This is a genomic window from Arthrobacter sp. P1_H7 (assembly GCF_056405215.1).
In genome coordinates this window covers 403961-424964 of sequence record NZ_JBFUCO010000002.1, presented here as the reverse complement: position 1 = coordinate 424964, position 21004 = coordinate 403961, and the positions used below count along the sequence as shown (strand labels likewise).

General features: G+C 68.5%; 22 protein-coding genes and 1 pseudogene. 6 read left to right on the top strand and 17 right to left on the bottom strand.

Features of this window, described 5'->3' with window-relative positions:
• Positions 1-5: 5 nt before the first annotated feature.
• The 7 genes from AC1DXI_RS02650 to AC1DXI_RS02620 form a co-directional block, all read right to left on the bottom strand.
• Entirely contained in the window at positions 6-548 is a 543-nt protein-coding gene (locus AC1DXI_RS02650; protein WP_476937317.1) for a CinA family protein, read from the bottom strand.
• Entirely contained in the window at positions 545-1183 is a 639-nt protein-coding gene (gene pgsA / locus AC1DXI_RS02645; RefSeq protein ID WP_476937316.1) for a CDP-diacylglycerol--glycerol-3-phosphate 3-phosphatidyltransferase, read from the bottom strand. Before pgsA ends, AC1DXI_RS02650 begins: the two co-directional genes overlap by 4 nt.
• Before the next feature lie 21 nt (positions 1184-1204).
• A complete protein-coding gene (locus AC1DXI_RS02640) occupies positions 1205-4168 on the bottom strand; it encodes an FtsK/SpoIIIE family DNA translocase (RefSeq protein WP_476937315.1) in 2964 nt (987 codons plus the stop codon).
• A gap of 245 nt (positions 4169-4413) precedes the next feature.
• The gene (locus tag AC1DXI_RS02635) at positions 4414-6105 is read right to left on the bottom strand and encodes a ribonuclease J (RefSeq protein WP_018774464.1); all 1692 of its coding nucleotides are present in this window, start codon (positions 6103-6105) and stop codon (positions 4414-4416) included.
• 60 nt (positions 6106-6165) lie between these two features.
• Complete coding sequence (dapA, locus tag AC1DXI_RS02630; RefSeq protein ID WP_476937314.1) at positions 6166-7074, bottom strand: 4-hydroxy-tetrahydrodipicolinate synthase; 909 nt, start codon at positions 7072-7074, stop codon at positions 6166-6168.
• A 103-nt stretch (positions 7075-7177) separates the two neighbouring features.
• A complete protein-coding gene (locus AC1DXI_RS02625) occupies positions 7178-7942 on the bottom strand; it encodes a carbon-nitrogen hydrolase family protein (RefSeq protein WP_476937313.1) in 765 nt (254 codons plus the stop codon).
• 9 nt (positions 7943-7951) lie between these two features.
• Positions 7952-8440: a hypothetical protein gene (locus AC1DXI_RS02620; RefSeq protein ID WP_476937312.1), complete on the bottom strand. Its 489-nt coding sequence runs from the start codon at positions 8438-8440 to the stop codon at positions 7952-7954.
• A 115-nt stretch (positions 8441-8555) separates the two neighbouring features.
• Here AC1DXI_RS02620 and AC1DXI_RS02615 point away from each other — a divergent pair, with 115 nt between their 5' ends.
• Complete coding sequence (locus AC1DXI_RS02615) at positions 8556-9809, top strand: heparan-alpha-glucosaminide N-acetyltransferase domain-containing protein (RefSeq protein ID WP_476937311.1); 1254 nt, start codon at positions 8556-8558, stop codon at positions 9807-9809.
• 69 nt (positions 9810-9878) lie between these two features.
• Here AC1DXI_RS02615 and AC1DXI_RS02610 read toward each other — a convergent pair whose 3' ends face one another.
• The gene (locus tag AC1DXI_RS02610) at positions 9879-10361 is read right to left on the bottom strand and encodes a hypothetical protein (RefSeq protein ID WP_476937310.1); all 483 of its coding nucleotides are present in this window, start codon (positions 10359-10361) and stop codon (positions 9879-9881) included.
• 5 nt (positions 10362-10366) lie between these two features.
• Positions 10367-11000 (bottom strand): annotated as a pseudogene (gene dapB, locus AC1DXI_RS02605) (4-hydroxy-tetrahydrodipicolinate reductase).
• Between the two features lie 203 nt (positions 11001-11203).
• Here dapB and AC1DXI_RS02600 point away from each other — a divergent pair.
• Both AC1DXI_RS02600 and AC1DXI_RS02595 read left to right on the top strand, forming a co-directional pair.
• Positions 11204-11407: a helix-turn-helix domain-containing protein gene (locus AC1DXI_RS02600; RefSeq protein WP_026266610.1), complete on the top strand. Its 204-nt coding sequence runs from the start codon at positions 11204-11206 to the stop codon at positions 11405-11407.
• Positions 11408-11416: 9 nt separating this feature from the next.
• Positions 11417-11875, top strand: coding sequence for a Clp protease N-terminal domain-containing protein (locus tag AC1DXI_RS02595; protein WP_476937309.1), 459 nt, complete (start codon positions 11417-11419; stop codon positions 11873-11875).
• A gap of 34 nt (positions 11876-11909) precedes the next feature.
• Here AC1DXI_RS02595 and AC1DXI_RS02590 read toward each other — a convergent pair whose 3' ends face one another.
• Genes AC1DXI_RS02590 through AC1DXI_RS02560 form a run of 7 tightly spaced genes read right to left on the bottom strand, consistent with a single transcriptional unit; the run spans position 11910 to position 18507 of the window.
• Complete coding sequence (locus tag AC1DXI_RS02590; RefSeq protein ID WP_476937308.1) at positions 11910-12422, bottom strand: molybdenum cofactor biosynthesis protein MoaE; 513 nt, start codon at positions 12420-12422, stop codon at positions 11910-11912.
• Positions 12412-12924: a MogA/MoaB family molybdenum cofactor biosynthesis protein gene (locus AC1DXI_RS02585; RefSeq protein ID WP_018774473.1), complete on the bottom strand. Its 513-nt coding sequence runs from the start codon at positions 12922-12924 to the stop codon at positions 12412-12414. The genes AC1DXI_RS02590 and AC1DXI_RS02585 overlap by 11 nt, the downstream gene beginning before the upstream one ends.
• Positions 12921-13463, bottom strand: coding sequence for a cyclic pyranopterin monophosphate synthase MoaC (gene moaC, locus AC1DXI_RS02580; protein WP_269320028.1), 543 nt, complete (start codon positions 13461-13463; stop codon positions 12921-12923). Before moaC ends, AC1DXI_RS02585 begins: the two co-directional genes overlap by 4 nt.
• Positions 13460-14683 carry a molybdopterin molybdotransferase MoeA gene (locus AC1DXI_RS02575; protein WP_476937307.1) on the bottom strand — a complete coding sequence of 408 codons (1224 nt, stop codon included), beginning with the start codon at positions 14681-14683 and terminating at the stop codon, positions 13460-13462. The genes moaC and AC1DXI_RS02575 overlap by 4 nt, the downstream gene beginning before the upstream one ends.
• 26 nt (positions 14684-14709) lie before the next feature.
• Positions 14710-16392: a molybdopterin-dependent oxidoreductase gene (locus AC1DXI_RS02570; protein WP_476937372.1), complete on the bottom strand. Its 1683-nt coding sequence runs from the start codon at positions 16390-16392 to the stop codon at positions 14710-14712.
• A gap of 35 nt (positions 16393-16427) precedes the next feature.
• A complete protein-coding gene (locus AC1DXI_RS02565; protein WP_476937306.1) occupies positions 16428-17777 on the bottom strand; it encodes a sensor histidine kinase in 1350 nt (449 codons plus the stop codon).
• Positions 17764-18507, bottom strand: coding sequence for a response regulator transcription factor (locus AC1DXI_RS02560; protein ID WP_476937305.1), 744 nt, complete (start codon positions 18505-18507; stop codon positions 17764-17766). The genes AC1DXI_RS02565 and AC1DXI_RS02560 overlap by 14 nt, the downstream gene beginning before the upstream one ends.
• Before the next feature lie 132 nt (positions 18508-18639).
• Here AC1DXI_RS02560 and moaA point away from each other — a divergent pair, with 132 nt between their 5' ends.
• The 3 genes from moaA (at position 18640) to AC1DXI_RS02545 (ending at position 20465) form a co-directional block, all read left to right on the top strand.
• Positions 18640-19779 carry a GTP 3',8-cyclase MoaA gene (gene moaA / locus AC1DXI_RS02555; RefSeq protein WP_476937304.1) on the top strand — a complete coding sequence of 380 codons (1140 nt, stop codon included), beginning with the start codon at positions 18640-18642 and terminating at the stop codon, positions 19777-19779.
• A gap of 7 nt (positions 19780-19786) precedes the next feature.
• Positions 19787-20053, top strand: coding sequence for a MoaD/ThiS family protein (locus AC1DXI_RS02550; RefSeq protein WP_026538299.1), 267 nt, complete (start codon positions 19787-19789; stop codon positions 20051-20053).
• A 130-nt stretch (positions 20054-20183) separates the two neighbouring features.
• The gene (locus AC1DXI_RS02545; protein WP_476937303.1) at positions 20184-20465 is read left to right on the top strand and encodes a hypothetical protein; all 282 of its coding nucleotides are present in this window, start codon (positions 20184-20186) and stop codon (positions 20463-20465) included.
• Between the two features lie 22 nt (positions 20466-20487).
• Here the strand turns inward: AC1DXI_RS02545 and AC1DXI_RS02540 are convergent, their stop codons facing one another.
• The gene (locus AC1DXI_RS02540; RefSeq protein ID WP_476937302.1) at positions 20488-20985 is read right to left on the bottom strand and encodes a DUF1579 domain-containing protein; all 498 of its coding nucleotides are present in this window, start codon (positions 20983-20985) and stop codon (positions 20488-20490) included.
• Between the last annotated feature and the right edge of the window lie 19 nt (positions 20986-21004).

Below are 21004 nucleotides of genomic sequence, written 5' to 3'. Positions count from 1 at the left end.
CAACTTTACGCCCGGTAGCCTTCGGAAGATAGGGCCTCCAGCAGACGCTCCAGCGCGGCGCCGCACGCGAGGGCGCGGATCTCGGCGCGGCTGCCGTCAAAGGAATAGGGGTACGACGTCGATCCTTCCGCCGTGGCGATGCCGATAAAGACCGTGCCGACCGCTTTGCCGTCGTGCGGTTCGGGACCGGCCACGCCGGTGGTGGACACGCCGATGTCGGCGCCGCAGATGCGCCGCGCACCGTCGGCCATAGCTGCGGCTACCTGGCCGTCCACGGAGCCGACGGCGTCGAGCAGCTCAGCGGGGACGCCCAGGACGTCGGCCTTGACCTTGTTGGCGTAGGAGACCACGCCGCCCTGCAGCATCCCGGAGGCGCCGGGCGTGTCGGCCAGCACGGCGGTGACCATCCCCGCGGTGAGGGATTCGGCGGTGGCGGCGGTCATGCCGCGGCCGAGGGCGCCGGTGACGGCCTGCTCCGCCAGGCGGTGCAGGTTGGGGTGGAGGTTGGGATGCAGCTGGGGATGAGGAGCGGGGTCCGGCTGGTTCATGGCTTGTTCTCCCTTAAGCGTTGTTTCTCTGCCCTGATGCCGGCGGCCCGCAGCTTGAGCGCCTCAATGACATATTCGCCACCGGTCCACAGGGTAATGACCAGGGCAGCCATCATCACGACGAACGCCACAACGCCCAGCCACGGGGCGAGGGACGCCAGCGGAAGGACGTAGAGGAAGATGGCCGCCGTCTGCACCACGGTCTTGAGCTTGCCGCCGCGCGAGGCCGGGATGACGCCATAGCGGATCACGAAGAAGCGCAGCGCGGTGATGCCCCACTCCCGGACCAGGATCAGGATCGTGACCCACCACGGCAGTTCCTGGAGCAACGAGAGCATGACCAGCGCGGAACCGATCAGGAGCTTGTCGGCGATCGGGTCAGCAATCTTGCCGAAGTCGGTGACGAGGCCGCGGGACCGGGCGATGTCGCCGTCGAGCTTGTCCGTGTAGATGGCCACCGCGAAGACGAAGGCGGCCGCCCAGCGCCAGACGCCGTTCTGGGCCTGCAGTCCCGGCGCGTCGAGGAGGAGGAACCAGACGAAGAACGGCACCAGCACTATCCGCAGCATCGTGAGGACATTCGGCAGGTTCCAGATCCGCGAGGCGGATCCGGCGTTGGCTTCGGCGCTATTCACCTTCCTAGGCTACCGTCTACGCTACCGGCCGGTGAGCGACCAGGCGTCCTCCGAACCGTCCTCGTCGCTTGAACCGCCGTCGGCGCCGTCGTGGTAGTCGATCGCCTGGGTGCGGTTCTCCAGGTCGGCCGCCACGAGGTCCTCGGCGTAACCGCCCTGGGCGATGTTTGCGTTGGCGTTATCACTCAGTGCCGCGGTCTGCGAGTCGGCGGACACCGGACCGTCTTGCCCCTTCATCGCGGCCAGCACGGCGGCGAGGTCATCGGGCTTCACCAGCACATCGCGCGCCTTGGAACCTTCGGAGGGCCCCACCACTCCCCTGGACTCGAGCAGGTCCATGAGGCGGCCGGCCTTCGCGAAGCCGACACGGAGCTTACGCTGGAGCATCGAGGTGGAGCCGAACTGGGTGGTGACCACGAGCTCGGTTGCCTGGAGCAGAACCTCGAGATCGTCCCCGATGTCGTCGTCGATCTGCTTCTTCTGCGCCTCGGGCGCGACATCGTCCCGGTAGACGGCCTTGAGCTGGCCCTTGACGTGCTCGACGACCTTGTGGATTTCGGATTCGGTGACCCAGGCACCCTGGACACGCATCGCCTTGGACGCCCCCATCGGCAGGAACAGGGCATCGCCCTGGCCGATGAGTTTTTCGGCGCCCGGCTGGTCCAGGACCACGCGGGAGTCGGTGACGGAGGAGGTGGCGAAGGCCATGCGGGAGGGCACGTTCGCCTTGATCAGGCCGGTCACGACGTCGACCGACGGGCGCTGGGTGGCCAGGACCAGGTGGATGCCGGCAGCACGGGCCAGCTGCGTGATGCGGACGATCGAGTCTTCGACGTCGCGCGGGGCCACCATCATGAGGTCGGCGAGTTCGTCCACGATCACCAGCAGGTACGGGTACGGCTTGATGACGCGCTTGGAACCCTCGGGCGGGTGGACCTTGCCGGCCCGGACGGCCTTGTTGAAGTCATCGATGTGCTTGAAGCCGTAATTGGCGAGGTCGTCGTAGCGGGCGTCCATTTCCCGGACCACCCACTGCAGGGCCTCGGCCGCCTTCTTCGGGTTGGTGATGATCGGGGTGATGAGGTGCGGGACCCCCTCGTAGGCCGTGAGTTCCACGCGCTTGGGGTCCACCATGACCATCCGGACCTCGTCCGGGGTGGCCCGCATCAGGATCGAGGTGATCATCGAGTTCACGAACGAGGACTTGCCGGCACCGGTGGCGCCGGCCACGAGCAAGTGCGGCATCTTGGCCAGGTTGGCCACGACGTACCCGCCCTCGACGTCCTTACCGACCCCCATGACCATGGGGTGGTCGGTGCGGCGGGCGTTCTGGCTGCGGAGCACGTCGCCCAGGGACACGGTTTCGCGGTCCGTGTTGGGGATTTCGATGCCGATGGCGGACTTGCCCGGGATGGGGCTCAGGATGCGCACATCCGAGCTGGCAACGGCATAGGAGATGTTCTTGGACAGGGCGGTGACCCGCTCCACCTTGGTGCCCGGGGACAGTTCGATTTCGTAGCGGGTCACGGTGGGGCCACGACTGAAGCCGGTGACCTGCGCCTCCACGTTGAACTGGTTGAGGGTCTCGGTGAGCGAGGCGACAATCGCGTCGTTGGCCTCGGTGCGTTCCTTGGGGATGGAACCGGGTGTCAGCACGTCCGACGCCGGCAGGGTGTAGGTGACGTCGCCGGCCAGGGAGAGCTGTTCGGTGCGCTGCGGAATCGGGGTGGGCAGCGGTGCCGGCGCGACCGGGTTGGAGGGGACCTTGGCGGCCGCGGCGGCGGCATTGAGCGATCCCGCGGCCACCATCCCCGGAGTGACCAGCGGGATGGCCTCGGTGGCGTCGCCGCTGGACTCCGCCGCAGCGCCGGCGGATCCTGCCGTGCCGAGCCCCTGGGCGGCCTTGATCTTTTCGACGGCGATCTCGGCCTGGGTGGGACGGCGGACGCCGGGCGCGACATCGGGAGCGGCGCCAGGGCGCGCTTTGCCCTTGGCACCCTTGGCCTGAGGTGCGTCGGCTGCTTCCTCATCGGCGATGAGGGCGCGCTCGAAGGCTTCGTCGCCGACGTAGCCTTCCAGGCCGGACTCGTCGTCGTGGTCCTTGCCGAACAGGCGCTTGCGCTTCTTCCTGGCCGGGGCCGGTGCGTCGTTCTCGTACAGGTAGCTGCGGTCGTGGCGGTCGCCGTCTTCGTCGTCCTGCAGGTCGATGCCCATCAGGTGCTCGTAGGCGTCGCGCAGGCGGCCGGGGATGGCGCCGAAGGGCGTGGCGGTGACGATCAGCAGCGAGGTGAAGGCCAGCAGGCCGTAGACCGCGACGGGGACGGCGGTGTGCACGGCGGCCAGCGGGGCGGCGGCGAGGTAGCCGAGCATGCCGCCGGCCCGGCGCAGGCCGTCAAAGCCGTCGGCGACGGTCGGCTGGCCGCCGATGATGTGGGCCAGCCCGGAACCGGCGAACGTCATGATGAGGAAGCCGATGCCGATCCGGTTGTTGCCGCGGCCGTCGTCGGGCTGGCGGAACAGGCGGAAGGCGCACACGAACAGCATGAGCGGCAGCAGCAGGGCCATCCAGCCGAATGTGCCGTTGACGATCGCAAAGATGAGATCGGGGAGCCAGCCCTGGAATCCCCACCACGCGAAGGTGGCGACGAATACTCCCAGGGCGAGATTGAACAGGGCGGCGCCGTCGCGGCGGTCCTCGGGGGCGAGGTCGCTGACGTCGTGGCCGACCCGGCGGATGCCGGCGCCGATCACGTGGGCGACGCCCAGCCAGGCTCCGGCCAGCACCCTCACCACCCAGGGCTGGTGCGGCTCAACAACGGCCAACTGCCGGGTCCGGGCGGTGGCTGCAGTTCTACCCGCGGTGCCACCTGCGGCGCCCCGCGGCCTGGCGGATTTGGATGCGGCGGGACTGGACCCCCGGCCGGGAGAACTGCCTGATTTGCCGCTTGAGTTTCCTCTAGGCGCGGAAGAAGTACGAGTCGCCATACCCGCCACGGTACCGGATGCCGGGCCGAAAACCCCGAATTTCCGGGCGTCCGGGATCATGTTGCCGCCGGACCCAACGGGAACGGCCTCCCCCGCCTCCCGCGGCGCTACGGCTGCGGGTTGGCCGGGAAGGCCGTTGACCAGGCGTGCGCCGGGTACGGGTGGAGGACTTACGCCCGGTGAACCACCTGAGGCTTACGCCCGGTGAACCACTTGAGGCTTACGCCCGGTGAACCAACTGAGGCTTACGCCTCAAGGACCACCGGGATGATCATGGGCTTGCGGCGCAGCTTGCGGTTGACCCACGTGCCGACGACCCGGCGGACGACCTGCTGCAGCTGGTGCGTCGTGTGGTCCGTGCGGTTCAGCACGGCTTCCTCGAGGGCCTCGTTGATCTTGGGGATGATCTCGTCGAAGACGGAATCGTCCTCGGCCACACCGCGGGCGTGGATCTCCGGACCGGACACCACCTTGCCGGTGGCACGGTGGATGACTGTGATGATGGAGATGAAGCCCTCATCGCCGAGAGTCTGGCGGTCCTTGAGGTCTGCTTCCGTGACTTCGCCGACGCTGGAGCCGTCGACATAGACGAACCCAACCTCGACTTGGCCCACGATGTCGGCCTGGTGGTCGCGAAGATCGATCACGGTGCCGTTGTCCGCGAGCAGGATGCTTTCCTCCGGCACTCCGGATTCGAGGGCGATCTTGCCGTTGGCGATGAGGTGGCGGGTTTCGCCGTGCACCGGCATGGCGTTGAGCGGCTCAAGGATGTTGTAGCAGTACAGCAGCTCGCCGGCGGCAGCGTGGCCGGAGACGTGCACCTTGGCGTTGCCCTTGTGGATGACGTCGGCGCCGAGCTTCAGCAGGCCGTTGATGATGCGGAAGACAGCGTTTTCGTTGCCCGGGATCAGGCTCGACGCGAGGATGACCGTGTCACCCTCGCCGACGACGACGCGGTGGTCGCCGTTGGCCATGCGGGACAGGGCGGCCATGGGCTCGCCCTGGGAGCCGGTGGACATCAGCACAACCCGGTTGTCCGGCAGGTTGTCGATGTTCTTGATGTCGACCAGGATCCCGGCCGGGACCTCCAGGTAGCCCAGTTTCGCGGCGATGGCCATGTTCCGGACCATGGAGCGGCCCACGAAGGCAACCTTGCGGTTGTGGTTGGCGGCGGCATCGAGAACCTGCTGGACGCGGTGCACGTGCGAGGAGAAGGACGCGACGATGATGCGCTTGGAGGCCTGCCCGAACAGCCGGTCCAGGGTGGGTCCGATTTCCTTCTCGGCGGTGGTGAACCCCGGGACGTCGGCATTGGTCGAATCCGACATGAACAGGTCCACGCCTTCTTCGCCCAGCTTGGCGAAGTGGCGGAGGTCGGTGATGCGGCCATCAAGCGGCAGCTGGTCCATCTTGAAGTCACCGGTGTGCAGGACGGTGCCGCCCGAGGTGCGGAGGAACACGGCCAGGGCGTCCGGGATGGAGTGGTTGACGGCTACGAACTCGCATTCGAAGGGCCCGTACTTCTCGACCTGGCCCTCGACGACGATCTTCGTGTTCGGCTTGATCCGGTGTTCCTGCAGCTTGGCCTCGATCAGGGCCAGTGTCAGCTGCGAACCGACGATGGGGATGTCGGCGCGCAGGCGCAGGAGGTAGGGGACGGCGCCGATGTGGTCTTCGTGACCGTGGGTCAGGACTACAGCGACGATGTCCTGGAGACGGTTCTCGATGTAGGAGAAGTCCGGCAGGATGAGGTCGACACCGGGCTGGGTCTCTTCGGGGAAGAGCACGCCGCAGTCAACGATGAGGAGCTTGCCATCGATCTCGAAAACGGTCATGTTGCGACCGATTTCCCCGAGTCCGCCGAGCGGCACGATCCGCAGGGTGTTCTTCGGGAGGCGGGGCGGCGTGACAAGGCCGGGAAGGGCAGTTTGGGTCATAGTGCACTACTTTCCAGGCTGAAGCCGGGCTGGTTCTTAACGATCAGGATTGGCTCCCGATCAGGAAAAGACCATCCCCGCTTCCGCCAAATCCTCGCGGATGGTTGCGATCTCGGCCTCGCCCGGCTCCACGAGGGGCAAACGGACAACCGAGTTGGGCAGGACTCCCTGCCACTTAAGAACCTGCTTGGCAGCGACAGCACCCTGAATGTGGGTCATCACTGCGCGGACCACGGGGTCCAGTTCGAAATGTAGGGTGCGGGCGGTAGCAAAATCGCCTGCAAGTGCGGCATCGATCAGCGCACGGAATTGCCGGGTCGCGACGTGCGCGGAAACGCTGACCAGCCCGACGGCGCCGGCGGCCATCCACGGCAGCGTGAGGCCGTCGTCGCCGGAGTAGACATCAAGATCGGTGTTCGCCAGGACACGCGTGACGGCGTTGAAGTCGGCCTTGGCATCCTTGAGGGCGACGATCCTGGGGTGGTCGGCGAGCCGGATCATGGTCTCGGGCAGGATGGGCACGCCGGCGCGTCCGGGGATGTCGTAGACCATGACGGGGAGGTCGGCGGCGTCGGCCACGGCCTCGATGTGTGCCTGAATGCCGGCCTGGCTCGGCTTGTTGTAATACGGCGTGACGATCAACTGGCCGTGCGCTCCGGCCTTGGCGGCGCGCTTGGCCATCTCGACCGAGTGCGAGGTGTGGTTGGTCCCGGTTCCGGCGATGACTTTGGCCCGGTCGCCCACGGCCTCGACGATGACGCGGAAGAGCTTCTCTTTTTCGTCGTCCTCGAGCGTGGAGGTCTCCCCCGTGGTGCCGGAGATCACGAGGGCGTCATTGCCGTCGTCGACGAGCTTGCTCGCCAGTTCCGCCGACAGCCGGTAGTCGACCTCACCGTCCGGTGTGAAAGGCGTGACCATGGCAGTCACGAGGGTCCCGAACGTGTAAGAGCGAATATCAGAGTCAGCCATATGAAAAACGTTACCTTGTCTGCGGCATGTTAGGACAATGGCGGCGGTGTGACGAACGTCAAACTCGGCGGCCATGCGTCACTTTTCGGCGGCCCGGCCGGACTCAGTGCCGCCGAAACCGCGCCAGCACACCGTATTGGAGACTCTCGGTCAGCACCTCGGTGCCGGTGCCGGCCGCCTGCCGGAGCGGGAGCCCGTCAGGACCCCAGAATCCGCTCAGGCCACACGAAGGGCCGAGCGGCGTGGCGCCTGCCAGGTTCGCCAGGACGGAGAACATCCGGTTGTCCATGGCCCGGGCGCCAAGATGCAGTGCCAGCCGGTGGTCTTCGCCGGCCGTGTAGAGGGCCGAGACGGCATAGATGTCCGCCCCGGCGTCCGCGGCCCATTCCGCATGGCCGGGGCGGGCTGCGTCGAAGCAGGTCGCCAGGGCGACCTTCCAGCCGTCGATCTCCAGGACCGCGGGATTGCTGCCGGCCACGAAGAGATCCTGTTCCGGTCCGTGCAGGTGCGTTTTGAAGCTGGTCTCGATGGAGCCTGTTGGGTGGACTGCGAGGGAGGCCAGCCGCGGCGTACCGTCCGGTTCTTTGAACGCGGCCCCGATCACCGCGGTTATTCCGGTGCGCCGGCAGATTTCCCGGATGCCGTCCAACCGCCCGTCCGCCGCACTCAGCCACTCCCCTGCCCCCTCCAGAAGGTCCAGCCGGTACCCCGTCAGCGAGAGTTCGGGAAAGATGACCAGCCGGGCCCCGTGCGACTCGGCGTCTTCGATGAGCCGGATGTGCTCGGGCACGTTGGCGGCAACGCCACCATCCAGGGCCTGGTATTGGACGGCGGACAGCGTCAGAGCGGTGATTGAGCCAGTGGTCACCCTGCCATCCTATGCACCCCGCCTTTCGCCGGAGGGTGCGGATCTTTCGCCAGAGGGCGCCGATCTTTCACCGGAGGGTGCCGAGCAGTAACGCCCAACGGCGGTTTCGCGAAGGGCCTCTGCCCAGGCGGCAAGGCGCTGGGCCGCCCGCACATAGTCGAACAACTCTGTTGGAGTGAGGGCGTCAAAGTCCGTCTCGGCCAGCCGCCGGGCCAGCTCAGCCCCCGGCGGCACCGCAGCCAGCGCCGTGCCTTCGTTCCCCCACTGGACGTCCTCGGCCGGTTCGCCGGCCACCAGGCGCCGGAAGAGGAAGTCCACGACGCCCGGGCTCATGGCTTTGAGGACGCCGGCCGCCGACTCGCCACCGCCGGCCCGTCCGCCCGGCGTCGTGCTGGTCCGTTCCGGGCCCGACGGATCCGTGCCCGGTATTTGCCGGTTTGTGGAATCCCGGCCGGTGAATTGGGGTTTCGGGAAGGCGGGCTCTGCGGCGTCGTTCATGCGCTCATCGTATTCGAACATATATTCGAATACAAGGCCTGTCCGGAGGAGGACCGAAGCTGTGGGCAGGCCGTAGATGGAACGATTACCCGAACGATCGTGAGACGATCGGATGATGACCGCGCGCGGAATGACTACTGCTTCCCGGACCGTCCGGGGCACTTCCTCCGGCGCCCGGCTGGCCGGTATCGACGCCGCACGCGGCCTGGCCCTGCTGGCCATGATGGCCACGCACGTGCTGGCGACCTTTGAACCGGACCCGCAGCTCACGCCCACCTGGATCGGCCTGGCGTTTTCCGGACGGGCAGCCGCGCTGTTCGCCGTGCTGGCCGGAGTCGGCCTCGCGTTGTCCACGGGGAAACAGCAGCCGCTCGAGGGCCCCGAACTGGGGGCGGCCCGCAGGGGCATCGCCCTGCGGGCGCTCGTGATCGGCGCCGTCGGGCTCTCCCTGGGCGGGCTGGAAGTCAACATCGCGATAATTCTGGTCCACTACGCCCTCCTGTTCCTGTGCGTGCTGCCCTTTATCGGGCTCGGGGTGAAACGCCTGGCCGCACTCGCGGTCCTCTGGATACTGGCTGCGCCCGCCCTGGCCTACCTCCTGCGGCCGTGGCTGCTGTCCGCCGATCCGCCCCTGCGGCTGGGTCACAACCCCAGCTGGGAGGATCTGACCACGCCGGCCAGGCTGCTGGGCGACCTCTTCCTCACGGGCTACTACCCTGTCCTGCAGTGGATCGCCTATCTCCTTGTAGGGCTGGTGATCGGCCGGATGGCGCTGTGGAAAGCGGCCGTGCCGTTCCTGCTGCTGGCTGCCGGAACGGTTGTAGCCGTCATGTCCAAGTGGCTGGGGACGCTCATGATGGAGGACTGGGGCGGCCGGCAGGCCCTGCAGGCGCACATCGGCGATCCCGCCTACCCGCTGGAGAGTCTGCTGCAGGTCAACCTTGCCGGCGTCGACCAGTCAGGCTCGGTGTGGTGGCTGGCCACGAGCGCACCGCACTCCGGCACCACGCTGGATCTGTTGCACACATCGGGGGCCGCTGCCGCCGTGATCGGTCTGTGCCTGCTGCTGGGACGGCTGGGTGAATGGCTGGAACTGGATCTGTTGCTCCCGCTGCGCGGCGCCGGGGCCATGACGTTGAGCCTCTACACGGCTCATCTGTGCATCATGGCTGCCCTGCACGATCAGCCGCTGATGCCGGGCTGGACCGTGGAGGGGGTGTACTTCGCGCAGGCTGTCGGGATGCTGGTGGCCGGCGGAGTCTTCGCGGCGATGGCGTGGCGCGGGCCGCTGGAGTGGGCGACGCATGCGGCCAACCAGGTTGGCAGCTATCAGCCGGCCCGGGTCCGCCAGCCTCCACGCCTCCGCTAAGGTCCGACGCCGGACCCGGCGCGGCAGGTGCCACGGCCGGATCCGGCCTCATCGGCGATGGGTGTCCGGCTAGGGTTTCTGCGCCCCGGCACGGAACATCCGCACGGCGTCGCGCATTGAGGCGCGGGCGCGCTTGCGGTCTCCAGCAGCATCGTAGGCACAGCTGAGCCGGAACCAGGAACGCCAGTCCTCGGGGGCGGCTTCGGCCTCGGCGCGATACTTCTCAAATTCGGCGTCGGCGGCTTCGCGGACGATCCGGCCGGCGGGCGTGCGCGGCAGCGTGTCCTCCGGCAGGCCTCCCTCGGCTTCGAGGATCTTCGCCAACCGCTCAGTGCGGGCGCCAAACAGCAGTTCCCGGATCAAGGCCCAGGCCCCGATGACCGGCAGCACCAGGTAGGCGACGCCGATCGCCTTCGCCACGAGGTTGGGGTCGGACATCAGCAGCACGGAACGTTGAAGGGACACCACCAGGTAAAACACGAGCAGCAGCGTGACGGCCCCCACCCAGATCTTGGTGCGGTTCGCTTTCAGGGCTGTCAAGGCAGCGGACATCGGGCTCAGAGTCCCAGGTCCAGGTAGCCGTCGAGTCCCACGGTCAGACCGGGGTGAGCGGCGACGTTGCGGATCCCCAGCAGCACTCCGGGCATGAAGGAGGCGCGGTCGAAGGAGTCGTGGCGGATGGTCAGCTGCTCCCCCGGCCCGCCCAGCAGGACCTCCTGGTGCGCAACAAGGCCCGCGAGCCGGACGCTGTGGACCCGGATGCCGTCGACGTCGGTGCCGCGGGCACCGGCGAGTTCCGAGGTGGTGGCGTCCGGGCTGGACGGCACGCCAGCGTCGGACCGCTCGGCCGAGATCAGCTGCGCCGTGCGCACGGCCGTGCCCGAGGGCGCATCGACCTTGTCCGGGTGGTGCAGCTCAATAATTTCAACGGATTCGAAGTACTTGGACGCCTTGGCGGCGAAGGCGGAGGCCAGGACCGAGCCGAGGGCGAAGTTCGGGGCGATCAGGACACCCACTTCGGGCCGGTCGGCGAGGAGTGCCTGCAGCCCCGCGAGCCGGCCGGCATCCCAGCCGGTTGCGGCCAAGGGCCGCGACGAGGGTCAGGTCCGCGGCGGCGTCGATGGCCTTCACGGCCTCTGCGCCCATGCGCCCGCTGGCGCCCAGCACGGCGACGGAGAGTTGTTCGGTCATGCCATCAACCCTACCGCCGGGGCCGTTGCGTTCCGGAACCGGCGGCCTTGGGTTACAGGCCCGCCGTCGGTGGGGACAGCCAGATCGCTATGCCGTGTGAGCAACGTTCCGCAATGCCAGACCCGCGGACCCGATGGTCACACCAACCCCAAATCTGTCAGGCTGGCTTGACGGGCCGGATGTGTCAATCTAAACTGACAGGCATGGAGACTGACGACCTGTCCGCGCATATTCATTCACTCGACCCCGCCGTCGGTCTTCGGGCGGTCGGCGCCCTCCATCGCCTCGCAGAACAGGTCGAGGCAGCGCAGGTCCGAGCTGCCCGCCAGCAGGGATGGACCTGGGAGCAGATCGGGGACGCCCTGGGCGTTTCGCGGCAGTCCGTCCACGCAAAATACCGAGAGTGAGATCAAACCATGTTTGAACGATTTGCCGGCGACACCCGAAAAGTCGTTGGCTTCGCCATGGACGAGGCCCGCTGCAGCGGCGACAAGCGGCTGGGCACGGATCATCTGCTGCTGGGGGCGCTTCACGATCCCGGTCCGGCCGGCGTTCTGGGAGTCACGCTCGATCAGGCACGGGCAGCGGCGGCGAGGCTTGACCGCACGGCACTCGCGTCAATCGGTATCGATGCCCAAGGCTTTGAGCGCGTCCCCATGCCCAGCCGGGGGAAAAAGCCGCCCTTCAGCTCGGGCGCCCGGTCGGTAATGGAAGGCATGCTTCGGTACACCATGGACCAGAAGTCACGACAGATCACCACCGCGCATCTTCTGCTGTCGCTGCTGGACCGCGAGGAACACGACCCGGCAGCCGCGCTGCTCAAGGAACTAGGGGTCGACCGGGCCGAGGTCCGGCGCAGGGTCCTTTCCTCCTGATCCCGAGCCGGCTTCCTGCCGGCCACCACCGCGCCTACTCGCCGGCGCCGACCCACTCCACACTGCCGTCGGCGAAAAACTGTTCCTTCCAGATCGGCACCTGGGCCTTGATCCGGTCGACAAGTTCTGCACACACGGCGAAGGCCTGGCCGCGGTGGGCCGCCGAGACGGCGCACACCAGGGCAGGATCGCCGATCTCCAGCATGCCGATCCTGTGGGCCGCCCAGATCCGCACCGGCTGCCGCTCTTCCTGGGCGCCGCCGGCGGCGTCCTCCGGAGATCCGCCGGTCGCGCCGTCTTCGGCCGGGACGGAGTGCTCCGCCACGAGCCGGGCGACGACGTCGGCCATCACCTGGTGCGCCGTCGGGTGGGCGCTGTAGCTGAGCCGGGAGACCTGCTTGCCGCCGTCGTGGTTGCGGACGACGCCGCTGAAGCTGACCACCGCACCGGCGGTGTCCGACTCGACGGCCGCGATGGCCTGCTCCACCGAGATGGGCTCGGCGCTCAGCACGGCGTGCACGATTTCAAATCCGGTGTCAGTGCCCATGGCTGCCTTCCAGCTGGTCGCAAAGGTGTCCGAGGATGGGATCCAGTACGGCCAGGCCGTCCATCACACCCTTCGGGGATCCGGGCAGGTTCACGACGAACGTCCGGCCGGCCGCGCCCGCGTGGCCCCGGCTGAGCATGGCCATCGGCGTCTTGGCCGTTCCGGCGTTCCGGATGCCCTCCATGATGCCCGGGATTTCCCGGTCCAGCAGGGGCAGCGTCTGCTCCGGCGTTGCGTCGGTGGGGCTCAGCCCGGTGCCGCCGCTGGTGATGATGACGGCCGGCTGCTGGCTCAGCAGGGCCCTCAGCGCGGCCCCCACCGGCGCCCCGTCCGGCACCACCATGGCAGGGAACGGCTCGAAGCCGTGTTCGGTGAGCCAATCGATGATGACAGGACCCGTGAGGTCCTCATAGACACCGGAGGCCGCCCGGGTGGAGGCGATCACGACGCCGGCCTTCCGGCCCGTGGCTTCGCCGTGGCGGTGGGGTTCGGGCATGTTCATAGGGTCCAGTCCCCGCTCTTGCCGCCGCTTTTGGCGAGCACCTTGATGTCGGTCAGGACCGCGTGCTTGTCCACGGCCTTGATCATGTCGTACACGCTCAGTGCCGCGACCGTCGCCGCGGTCAGGGCTTCCATCTCGACCCCGGTGACGCCGCGGGTCTTGACGGTGGCGAAAATTGTCACGGCGTCGGCGTCGAGCTCGAAGTCGATGGTGACCTTGGCGATCGGCAGCGGGTGGCACAGCGGAATCAGGTCCGGCGTCTTCTTGGCGGCCATGATCCCGGCGATGCGGGCCACGGCCAGGGCGTCGCCCTTCGGGAGTTCACCGCCGCCGAGGAGGGAGAGGACCTCGGCCGTGCTGCGGACGGTCGCGGTGGCCGTGGCTTCCCGGGTGGACTGCGCCTTGTTGGACACATCCACCATCTGGGCCGTGCCGTCGTGGCGGAGGTGGGTCAGGCGGGTGTTGCCCACTGCGCTTTTGTCCGTTTCGCCGCTATCCGCTGGTGCGGCATCCGCTTCAGGGTTTTCTACATCATTCACAGGATCCATACTTCCACTTCGTCGCCCGCTGCGAGCGCCGCTGTTCCCTCAGGCACGTGGACCAGGGCATTGGACCGGGCCAGGGCATGAACCAGGTGGGAGCCCGCCCCGCCCTCCAGCCTGACCGTGCCGTCCGGAGCCAGCGTGCCGCGCCGGACCTGATGCTTGCCCGCCGGGGATGTCAGCGGTTCGGCGAGGCGCGCTCGGACGGCGGGCCGGGGCGCCGGGGCGCCGAACAGCTCCGTGAGGACCGGGCGCAGGAACATTTCAAAGGACACGAGGCAGCTCACCGGATTACCGGGGAACCCCAACACAGGGACGCCGTCGAAGCTGCCGATCCCCTGCGGGCCGCCCGGCTGCATCGCCACGGCGCCGAACTCGACGTCGTGTCCCGCCATCGCCTGCCGGACCACCTCATAGGCTCCTTTGCTGACGCCGCCGGTGGTGACGATCAGGTCCACGGCAGGGCCGTGCCGGCGCAGCAAGGCGGCGAGCTCGTCCGGCTGGTCCGTGGAGACGCCGGTCCGTGTGACCTGGAGCCCGGCCTGGCGCATGGAGGACTCAAGCAGCGTGCCGTTGGAGTCGAAGATCTTGCCCGGTCCCAGCGGACTGCCCGGTTCCACCACCTCGTCGCCGGTGGTGACCAGGAGGACCCGGAGGGAGGGACGGACGGGCACCTCCGTGTAGCCCATCGCCGCCAGCAGTCCCAGCTGGCCGGGGCCGAGGAAGGCCCCGGCGCCGAGGGCGAGCTCGCCGGAACGGATGTCGCTGCCGGCGTCGCGCACGAACGTTCCGACGGCAGCGGGCGGCAAGTGGACCGTGGCGGGCTCCCCCGGCACCGGGAAGGAATCGGGCACCGCCTGTTCGATGGGAACGACGGCGTCAGCCACGGCCGGCATCATCGCGCCGGTCATGATCGGGGCTGCCGTGCCGGCGGCGAGTTCCGCCGGTGCGGCACCGGCCGGGACGGGCGCGACGACGCGGAGTTCCCTGCCGCCGTCGGGCACGTCGGCGCTGCGGATCGCGAAGCCGTCCATCTGCGAGTTGGCAAAAGGGGGAAGGTCCAGCGGCGACAGAATGTCGGCGGCCAGCCCCCGGCCCAGGGCTTCGAGCAGCGGGACCCGTTCCACCCGCGCCTCGGTGCGCAACGGGGCCAGCAGGGCCCGCACCTTGTCCCGGTGGGCTTCCACGCTGACATGCCTTGTCTCGGTGCGGTGCATGCTTTTCCTGACCTCTGCTCGGCTCGCTAGGACTTCACGTCAACTCTAACCGTGTGGTAACCCGTGGCTCCGTTCGGCGCGACCGGGGCCGATTCCTCGACCTGCGGCACACCGTCGAGGGCTGTGGCCCGGACCTGGACCTCGTACAGTCCCGGCTCCAGCGGCAGGGCCAGCTTCCACTGGTACCAGGTGTCCTTGGAGATGCCGGGGGCCAGCTCGGCCTGGCGCCAATCGCCGCGGTTGACGCGCAGCTCCACCTTGCCGATGCCCGTGTGCTGGTCCCACGCGACGCCGCCGAAGACCACCGTCCCGCCCGTCACGTTGGCCCCGTCGCGCGGCACGTCAATGCGGGACGATGTCTTGATGGGCCCGCGCTCGCTCCAGCCGCGGGGAGTCCAGTAGGCGACGTCGTCCGCGTAGCGGGTCACTTTCAGCTCGGTGACCCACTTCGTGGCCGAGACGTAGCCGTACAGCCCGGGCACGATCAGCCGGACCGGGAATCCATGTTCGAGCGGGAGCGGTTCCCCATTCATGGCGACGGCCAGCAGCGCGTCGCGGCTGTCCGTGAGGGCTTCAAGCGGCGTCCCTGCCGTCCAGCCGTCCGTGCTGCGGGAGAGCACCATGTCCGCCCCGGGCTTGGGCCCGGCCATGGCGAGAAGTTCGCGCACCGGCCAGCCGAGCCAGCGGGCGTTGCCGATCAGGTCCCCGCCCACCTGGTTGGAGACGCAGGCGATGGTCACGTGCCGTTCCGTCAGGGGTTTGGCCAGGAGGGTGGCGAAGTCGAGCTCGATTTCGCGTTCCACCAGGCCCGTGACTTTCAGCGTCCATTCCGCCGGGTCCACCAGCGGGACGCGCAGGGCAGTGTCGATCCTGTAGAAATCCCTGTTGGGCGTCACGAGCGCGCCCAGCCCGTCCAGCCGGATCTCGGCGCCGGCCGGGATGGGCGGCGCGGGAGCGGCGGGCACCGGGAGGACCAGCTTGCTGCGCACGTCGCTGACGACGGCGGCCGCTCCCCTGAGGGTGGAGGCGAGCACACCGGCGACGGCGGCAACCGCGGCTGTCCCGCCCAGGGCCAGCAGGAACCGGCGCCGGGCGGGCCCGGCTTGATTGGCTGCAGTATCTGCAGGCGCCGCGGCCGGGGCGKCCGGCGGGGSGGRCGCCCCCGGGGGTGTTTCCGCCGGGGCGGACGCCCCGGCGGGTCGGCCGCCCGCAACGGATTGCCACTCCAACAGTTTCCGGATGAGCCACCGCAACAACGCGATCCCCACCAGTGCGACAAGCACCGGGACGGGGATGGCGTTGGCGGTCGGGTCGGCCCGGCTCACCACGGCCACCAGGCCCACAACGCCGAACACCGCAATGAGAATCACGCCGGCGAAACGGCGCCGCACTTCAAGGACGCCGGAGAGTGCCGCGAGTGCGGCAATGACCAGTGCCATGCCGCCCAGCAGTGCCACCTTGTCCGCCGTGCCGAACAAGGAAATCGCCCACTCCTTGACGCCCGGCGGGACGGTATCGATCACGGCCCCGCCAACGGCCGTCACAGGAGACACCGTAGGGCTCACCAGGCTGGCCGTGAGCTCGCCGAGGACCACAGCGGTCCCCACGGCCACCAGTCCGGCCCCGGCGGCCCACAGGTCCCGGGACCGCCGCTGCCGGGCCCGCGGTTCCCCCTGGCGCTGTTCGCTGCCGGCGAGTGTCCCGTCCATTTCCTTCCCGTGCCCGTCAAAGCCGACGCCGCTGCTCACTGTGCCCGTCCCGTCCGGAGTTTTTCCTCTACTGCGTCGCGCGGAATCCTGTTGTGTGCCCCCTGGGCTGATACTGCCTGGGCTGCAGCTCCCCCGGCAGCTGGCTCCTGGCCGGCTGCTCCCTGGCCAGGGAGCAGCAAGGCGAACCGGCATCCGCCGTCGACGTTCTCCACGGTGACGGTGCCCTGATGGGCGCTGACGATTCCGGCGACGATGCTCAGGCCAAGTCCGGCGCCACTGTAGCGCATGACGCCTGCCGGCTCATCCGGCCCGGGCACCCGGAAGCCTTCGCCCGGGGCTCCGCCATCAGGGGCACTACCGTCCGGGCCGTCGTCGGGGGCGGTCCAACGGCCGGGCTGCCGCCGGGCCGGGTCCTTCTGCCAGCCGGTCTCGAACACATGCGGGAGGTCCGCTTCGGGGATCCCGCCGCAGCCGTCGGTGACCGCGACGACGGCCCGGTCACCGTCCCGGCCGACTTCCACGGTGACCCGGGAGCCTGGAGCGCTGTGGACGATCGCGTTGAGCACCACATTCCGGATGGCGCGCCCCATCGAGGGGCCGTCGGCGAGGGCGAGACTTTCCCGCTGGCCGCCGCCGTCGAGCGTAATGCCGTGCTGCTCCGCCAGCGCGGCGAGGTCGGCAATGGCGTCGCTGGCGAGGTCGTACAGGTCCAACGGCTCGGCCCTGAGCCGCATCGTTCCGGCGTGGATCTTCGACAGCTCCAGGAGATCGTTGACCATGCCGGCCATGAGGTCGGTCTGCGCGATGATCTTGCGGTAATAGCCGGGGACATCCGCGGCCATGCCGTCTTCCAGGGCCTCGGTCATGGCGCGCATGCTCGCCAGCGGTGTCCGGAGGTCGTGGGAGATCCAGCTGACCAGTTCGCGGCGGGCGTTCTCGACGGCGGTCTCACGCTGCCGGGAGGCCTCCAGCATCCGGCTGCTGGATTCGAGCTCGGCGGCGAGGGCGGCAAGTTCGTGGCTCATCACCGGGGACTGGATCCCGGGGCTCTCGCCGCGGCCGATGCTCCGCGCAGCCTCGACCAGCGCCTTCGCGTTCCGCGAGACCCTCGATCCCAGCACGAGCGCGATCGAAACAGCCACGGCGGAGGCCACCGCCAGGACGTACCACATCACTTCGAGGTCCCGGGCCGAGATGAACATGGCGTTGAAGGCGCTGACCATTCCGGCTGTCAGGACCGCCACGGCGGCGAGCACCACCACACAGATCTGGACCGCGAACGAGGCCCTGCGCAGGGATTTCAGGATCAGCAGCGACGCGGCCCCGATCACGGCCCCCCAGGCCACGGCCCAGCCGATGATGGTCAGGAGTTCAGAGGTCTGCATCGGCGGACTCCTCCTCGTCGCTGGGATCCAGGCGGTAACCCACGCCCCAGACCGTTTTCAGGACGGAGGGGCGGGTGGGGTCGTCCTCGATCTTCTCCCGCAGCCTCCGCACATGCACCGTCACGGTGGACAGGTCCCCGTAGTCCCAGCCCCAGACGGCCTTCATGAGTTCCTCGCGGCTGAAGACCTGCCGGGGACGGCGGAGCATGAAGGCCAGCAGGTCGAACTCCCGGGCCGTCAGCGCCAAGGGCCTGCCGTAACGGGAGACGGTGCGCGCGGCCGGGTTGAGGTCGAAACCGCCCACTTCGACGGAGGGCTCCGGGCTGAATTCAGGCATGCTCCGGCGCAGGACCGAACGGACCCGCAGTACCAGCTCCCGGGGCGAGAACGGCTTGGTGACGTAGTCGTCCGCGCCCGCTTCCAGGCCCAGGATCCGGTCGTCTTCCGTTCCGAGGGCGGTGAGCATGATGACCGGGACATTGTGTGCGGCACGTAGCCGGCGGCAGACTTCCACGCCGTCCAGGCCCGGCAGCATCCGGTCCAGCAGGACGAGGTCCGGGCGGCGCTCGGACGCAAGGCGCAGGGCCGTGAACCCGTCGGCGGCGAGGACCACCTGGAATCCCGCCTGGACGAGGTAGTCCCGGACCACTCCGGCGATGGTCGGTTCGTCCTCGACGAGGAGGATGCGCCGGTGCTCCGTTGCGTCCGGGGCCGGCTGGGTCTTGTTCACGCTTCCAGCATAGGTTCGCCGCCATGCTCCGGGCAGGGCTCCGGATCCCTGCAGGACATCGTTCCCGAATCCGTAATATCCGTACCGTCATGCGGCTGTGACGTGGGCCGCGAGGTGGCGTAGCCTGACTCTATGACAGTTCAACTGGGTATGCCCCAGCCCCGCGTGGCAGGCAGTCCCGGAGCGGGAATGCCTGCTGCAGCCGCGCTGTCCGGGCGTCCGGAGGGCCTGCCTGCCGGGCTCGTGGATCGCTACGGGCGCCGGGCCACGGACATGCGCCTCTCACTGACGGACAAGTGCAACCTGCGTTGCACCTATTGCATGCCGGCCGAGGGCCTGGAATGGCTGTCCAAGCAGGCGGTGATGTCCGCGGAGGAGATCGTCCGGATCGTGCGGATCGGCGTCGACATGCTCGGCGTGCGCGAACTCCGGCTCACCGGCGGCGAACCACTGGTACGCGCGGACCTGCTCGACATCATCTCCGCGCTCCGCCAGGCCCACCCCGAGCTGCCGATCTCAATGACAACCAACGCCGTCGGCCTGGACAAGAAAGCCGCCGGGCTCAAAACGGCGGGACTGTCCAGGATCAACGTCTCGCTGGACTCCCTGCACGAGGAAACCTTTGCCAAGCTGACCCGCCGGCCCTTCCTGGACAGGGTCCTCGCCGGTGTCGACGCCGCCTGGGCCGCGGGCCTCGGCCCGGTCAAGCTCAACGCCGTGCTCATGCGCGGGATCAACGACGCCGAGTCCCCGGCCCTGCTGGCCTGGGCACTGGACCGCGGCTATGAACTGCGCTTCATCGAGCAGATGCCGCTCGACGCCGACCACGGCTGGACCCGGCGGAACATGATCACCGCCGCGGAGATCCGCGAACTGCTTTCCGCCGACTACGTGCTCAGTTCCGACCCGCGGGACCGCGACGGCGCCCCGGCGGAAAGGTTCGAAGTCCGGGCCCGCGTTCCCGGCACCGACCAGGCCACCGGCCCCGTGCTCGGCACCGTGGGCATCATCGCCTCCGTCACGGAGCCGTTCTGCTCAGACTGCCGCCGGACGCGCATTACCGCCGAGGGCAAGATCATGAGCTGCCTGTTCTCGCGCGAGGAAGTGGATCTGCTGGGGCTGCTGCGCGAGGGCGCCAGCGACGAACAGCTCGCCGAACGCTGGCAGGATGCCATGTGGATCAAGCCCAAGGCCCACGGCATGGACCATGTGGGCCTCGACGCGCCCGACTTCGTCCAGCCGGACCGCAGCATGAGCGCCATCGGAGGCTGATTTTTCCGTGAATGTACGCTACTTCGCTGCCGCGCGCGCTGCTGCCGGCGTGGATGAGGAACGCTACGAGCTCGCCGACGGCGACACCCTCGCCTCGCTGCTGGAGGCGATCCTCGCCGTCGAGCGCCCCGAACCGCCGGCCGGTACGCCGCCGCTGGCCCGTCTCCTGTCCCGCTCCAGTTTCCTGCTCAACGAAGTTGCCGTCCGGGACCATGCCGCGGTGCTCAAGGCGGCCGACGTCGTCGACGTACTGCCGCCGTTCGCCGGCGGGTAGAGCGGGCTCGCCCGCGCCATGAAGCCGGTATGTCGGGTCCAGAAATTCCGGGGTATCGCGTTCAGCTGGCCGGTTCTAGAGTGTGGAATATCCGCCGCGGCGGGCAACTAACACCAACGAGGAGGGCAGCATGTTCACCTTGCAGATCGAGCATAAGATCAAGGATTTCGCCATGTGGAAAGCGGCGTTCGACCGTGATCCGGTGAACCGCGCGGCGTCGGGCGTCACCGCGTACCGCATCAACCAACCCGTGGACGACCCGCACTCTGTAGTCGTTGAGCTGGACTTCGAGCAGCGCGAGCAGGCGGAGGCCTTGTTGGCCAATCTTCAGGCGAAGGTGTGGAACTCCGCCGAGGCGGCACCCGCCCTTGAGGGAACTCCGAAGACCCGGATCCTGCAGGCAGCCTCCTGAGAATTTATGCGGGGACGAGGGCTTATGCCGGTACGGCGGCGCCCTCAGCGACGCGACGGCACACGGTGGTCATGAAGGGGGTGAAGTCGCTCGCCCTGCCCAGGCGGAGACCGGCGGCGTGCGTCAGTTCGCCGTCGTCCACCCGGAAGGTGTGCCGTGCGGTGCCGCGGTCGCTGCGCCGTTCCACGGTCAATGTGCCACCCTCCATGTTGGCGCGCGCGGGCGCCTCGGGCGGCAGTCCGAGGCTGTTGACGTGGTACCAGAAGGTGTCGGGGTGGTCCGGGTCCGTCGTAAAGACACCATGGCCTTCGGAGCGGTTCCCGTCCGCGTCCGTGTGCCGGTAGCTCTGGGTGACGGCGAGCCCGGCGGCCGCCCGGGAAAAGATGATCTCGGTGTCCGCGCTGCGCGCCGGACCCCACGCCGTTGCCTCCCAGTGCGTCATCCCGGTCCAATGGCCCAGGAACCCCTCAAGCGCTTCGCATGCACTGCCTGGCAGTGGCCGGTCCACAGTTTCTCCCATATGGAGTTCCTCCCGAGTG